Origin of the sequence: Streptomyces sp. 8K308, from assembly GCF_004348315.1 — a bacterium.
In the GTDB taxonomy this organism is placed as follows: domain Bacteria; phylum Actinomycetota; class Actinomycetes; order Streptomycetales; family Streptomycetaceae; genus Streptomyces.
The window spans coordinates 1-4304 of sequence record NZ_SMKC01000472.1; the positions used below are offsets into that span (position 1 = coordinate 1).

Below are 4304 nucleotides of genomic sequence, written 5' to 3' on the forward strand. Positions count from 1 at the left end.
GTCCCCGTCCCCGCTTCCGCAGGCGGCGAGCGTGACCACCAGGCCGAACGCCGCGCCGCCGAGCACCAAACGCCTCTTCGCGCTGCTCATGTACCGCTCTCCTTCGAGTCTTCCCTGGTGCTGCGTGGGTCCTGGCATGCAGTAACCGGTTTCCAGAAATCGTTTTCTGTCCACCGACCGGTATGCCGCCTCTCGAAAACGGTTTCTGCTGCTTCCCCACGCGGCCACCCCGCCCAATCCGGCTGAGAGGCGGCCCGCCGAACAGTCGATTCAAGCCCGCACCTTGATGCATCGGCACGTTAGGCGCCGGATCGGCCCACGTCAATGCCCACGGCAGATACCGGTTACTTAGCCGACGCCAGGACGCCCACTCGGGCCGGCTCAGGCGGCGGTGTTCAGGGCCGCCGTCAGGGCGGTCAGGTGGGTGCGGACGGGGCCGAGGGTGAGCAGGCCGCTGGCGGCGCCGGCGAGTTCGGTCGCGGCGGGGGCCAGCGCGTCGTGGGCGCGGCGCATGAGGGGTCGGTCGTCGAGGGCGATGGCCGCGCGGGCGAGCAGGCACCAGAGGGCCTCGGCCAACAGGTCGGGCGGTGGCTCCGGGGCGCGGCGCAGCGCGTCGGCGGCGGCGTCGCGGCGGTCGGCGGCCAGCAGCACCAGGGGCAGGGTCCACGGCGCGTAGGGGCCGAAGGCCGTGTGTTCGTCGCCGGCGGGCGGGAGCCCCCGGCCGACCCGCAGGCAGAGCAGGGCGAGCGGCAGCAGGCCGCGTTCGAGCCCCGGCATGCCGGCGCCGTCGAGCCGCCCGGCCGCGTCCCGGAAGGCCGCCTCGGCTACGGGCAGCGGGGCGCCGGTCGCGGCGCCGCGCAGCGCCGCGTACCAGTGGGTGAACACGCCGACCAGCGGCAGTTCGTGCCGGTCGGCGAGGCGGTCGGCGGCGGCCGCGTGCCGGTCGGCGCCCGTGAAGTCGGCGGCGGCGCAGTGGGCCTGGAGGCGGATGAGGTGGCCGAGCACCTGGTAGGTGGCCAGGCCGTGCCGTTCGGCGAGGGTGACGATCTCGGCCCCGATGGCGTCCCGGCGTGGCGCGAGCCCGGTCCGTCCGCAGCTCTGCATGAAGACGGCGTTGAGCGCGAACGCGAGCAGCGCCGGGTCGTCGAGGCGGCGGGCCAGCTCCTCGGCCTGCCGGGCGGCCAGGGGACCGCGCGGGCTGCGGGCGCCACGTGACTCCAGGGCGATGGTGGCCAGCAGCCGGGCCCTGGCCGCCTCGCGCCCCTCGGTGGGCAGCGCGGCCAGGGTGCGTTCCGCGGCGGCCACGACGCGGGCGGTCTGTTCCGGGTCGTCGACGCGGGTCCAGATGGCCGGCACGTCGTAGGCGCCGACGACGCGGGCGGTCAGCTCCGGATCGCCGAGCTCCTCGGCCGCCGCGACGGCCGCCACCCGGTGCCGGCGGGCGGCGGCGAGCCCGCCGCCTCCGGTGACGGCGAGGTCGCGCAGCAGGCCGACGGTCGACGCGAGGCGTGCCCTGGCGCCGGTGGGCACGGCCCGGTCGTAGGCGGCGGTCGCCTCGGCCCAGACGCGCTCGGCGCCTCCGGGTTCGGGGGCGAGGTGGGGGGCGTGGCGGAGGATGTCCGTCTCCAGGTGGCGGAGCCTTGGGCCCGGGTCGATGCCGAGCCGGTCGGCGAGGAGGGCACGGGCCCGGCGGAGCACGGCGAGCGCGTCGCCCTGTCGTCCGGCTCGGTAGAGCGCCAGGGCGAGCAGCCGCCACGCCTCCTCGCGCCAGGGGTGCTCGGTGACGTGCGCGTCGAGCTCTGGCACGGCGTCCGCGGCCCGGCCGAGGGCGAGCCGGGCCTCGGCGAGCCGCTCGACGGCGCGCAGCCGCTGCTCGGTGAGGCGGGCCCGCTCGGCGCCCGCCCAGTGCGCGTCGGCGAACTCGGCGTAGGCCGGGCCGCGCCAGCGGCCGAGGGCGTCGGCGAGCCGGGGCGCAGCGCGGTCGGGCGGCAGCTCCCCGGCGGCGGTGAGCTCGGCCTCGAACCGCCAGGCGTCGACCGCGTCGACCGCGTCGGGCGCGGCGCGCAGCGCGTACCCGGGGCCCTCGGTGACCAGCAGCGCGGCGGGCGTGCGGGGCCTGCGGTCGGGTTCGAGTTCGCGGCGCAGCGCGGCGACGAAGGTGCGCACGGCGCCGACCGGGTCTGCGGGCGGGGTGGCCCACAGGTCGGCCACCAGGCGGTCGACGGGGACGACGCGGCGGCGGGCGACGATCAGCCTGGCGAGCACGGCGCGGTGTCTGGGGCCGCGCAGGGCGAGCGGGCGGCCGGCGGCGTCCCAGGCGGTGACCGACCAAGCACCCCGAATTCGACCCGCACTCCCGGCCTTCCTCTCCGCGTTCGTCCCAGGTCACGGTACTGCGGCGGCGTGGCGTGCTCATCGGTTGCTCATCCGCGCCCCGGAGGCTTGAGGGCGATGTCCCGGCCCCTCCCCCGGAAGGAACGCACATGTCACCTGTCATCCCCGGCTTCGATCAGCGGCGGGTCGCCGTCGCCAAAGGGGTGTCGCTCAACGTCGCGGTCGGCGGCTCGGGAGCGCCGATCGTGCTGCTGCACGGCTTTCCGCAGACGCACCTGATGTGGCGGCACGTGGCCGCCGACCTGGCGGCGGACCACACGGTGATCTGCCCCGACCTGCGCGGCTACGGGGCCAGCGACAAGCCGGCCGAGTCGGCCGCCGGCGGCTACGCCAAGCGGACCATGGCGGCCGACGTCGTCGCGCTCGCCAGAGCGCTCGGCCACGAGCGTTTCGCACTCGCGGGGCACGACCGGGGCGCGCTGGTGGCGTTCCGCGCCGGGCTCGACCATCCGCACGCGGTCACCCACCTGGCCTGCCTCGACGTGCTGCCCACCCTGGACATGTGGGACGTGCTGCGCGGCACCACGGCCGCCGTGGGCTTCCACCTCTACCTGATGGCCCAGCCGCCGGGGCTGCCCGAGCGGGTGATCGCCGCCAGCGCGGACGCGTTCTTCGGGCACTTCCTCGACCTGTGGACGAACGACCCGGCGGCGATCCCGGCCGACGTCCGGGCCGAGTACCTCGCGGCCTGCCGTGGGGCGGTGGACTCGATCGTCGCGGACTACCGCGCCTCGGCCGGCGTCGACGTGGCGCACGACCGGGCCGACCTCGCGGCCGGCAACCGGCTGCGGATGCCGGTCACCGTGCTGCAGCAGGACTGGGGCGCGGCGCTCGGGTTCGACGCGGCCGCGCTGTGGCGGGCGTGGGCGCGGGACCTCCGGCACGCCACGGTGAGCTGCGGGCACTTCATGGCCGAGGAGGCGCCGGGCGAGGTGGTCGCGGCACTGCGCGAACTGCTGGCCAGATGACGGTCGCCTGCCGGCGGCCGGGCCACCGACCACGCCTGCCGGCAGCCGGGCCTGCCGGTACGGTGACGCGACCCACCGCCCGGGCGGCCACGCTACCGCCGCCCAGGCGACGACGCCCGCCAACGACGGCACTCGCCGCGAGCCGGCCAGGCCGGGCGTGGTCCGTCAATCACCGTGAGCGACCAGAGCCACCCCGCCCATCCCCCATCGCCTGCGGCAGGCGCCGCGTCGCCGGTCAACCGCCGCCGAAGGGCGAGCGCACGCCGCCGATCGGCCGTCGCCGAAGGGCGAGCGCACGCCGCCGATCGGCCGTCGCCGAAGGGCGAGCGCACGCCGCCGATCGGCCGTCGCCGAAGGGCGAGCGCACGCCGCCGATCGGCCGTCGCCGAAGGGGAGCGCACGCCGCCGGTCAACCGTCGCCGAAAGCGCCGGCGGCGGGGGCCGTGCCGGTGATCACGGAGAGGGCCCTGGCCAGTTCGGTCTCGGTGAGGTCCGCGCGGGCGGTGAGCCGCAGCCGGGAGATACCGTCGGGCACCGAGGGGGGGCGGAAGCAACCGACGGCGAGCCCCGCGGTGCGGCACTCCGCGGCCCAGCGCTCCGCGGCCTGCGGCGAGGCGGCGCGGACGGCGACCACGGCCGCGTCGGGCGGCGAGACCGGGAGCCCGGCGGCCGCGAGACCCTGGTAGAGGCGCCGGGCGACCGCGCGGGCCTGGGTGGCGCGGACCGGCTCGCGGCGCAGCAGGCGAAGCGCGGCGAGCGCCGCGCCGGCGGCGGCCGGGGCGAGCCCGGTGTCGAACACGAAGGTGCGGGCCGCGTTGACGAGGTGCCCGATCACCCGTCCTGGGCCGAGGACGGCGCCGCCCTGGCTGCCGAGCGCCTTGGAGAGCGTCACGGTGGCCACCACGTCGGGCGCGCCGGCCAGGCCCGCGCCCGCCACCGCGC

Annotated in this window: 2 protein-coding genes and 1 pseudogene; 1 reads left to right on the plus strand and 2 read right to left on the minus strand. The window is 77.4% G+C overall.

The window, feature by feature from the left end:
- Window positions 1-381 precede the first annotated feature (381 nt).
- A pseudogene (locus tag E1265_RS34195) lies at window positions 382-2354 on the minus strand (AfsR/SARP family transcriptional regulator).
- Between the two features lie 129 nt (window positions 2355-2483).
- On the opposite strand from E1265_RS34195, the gene E1265_RS34200 reads away from it, so the two are divergent.
- On the plus strand, window positions 2484-3362 hold the full coding sequence (locus E1265_RS34200) for an alpha/beta hydrolase (protein ID WP_132934844.1): 879 nt from the start codon (window positions 2484-2486) through the stop codon (window positions 3360-3362).
- Window positions 3363-3771: 409 nt separating this feature from the next.
- On the opposite strand, the gene E1265_RS34205 is transcribed toward E1265_RS34200, so the two are convergent.
- The coding region (locus E1265_RS34205) for an aminotransferase class I/II-fold pyridoxal phosphate-dependent enzyme (RefSeq protein ID WP_132934845.1) at window positions 3772-4304 on the minus strand (533 nt) is incomplete at its 5' end.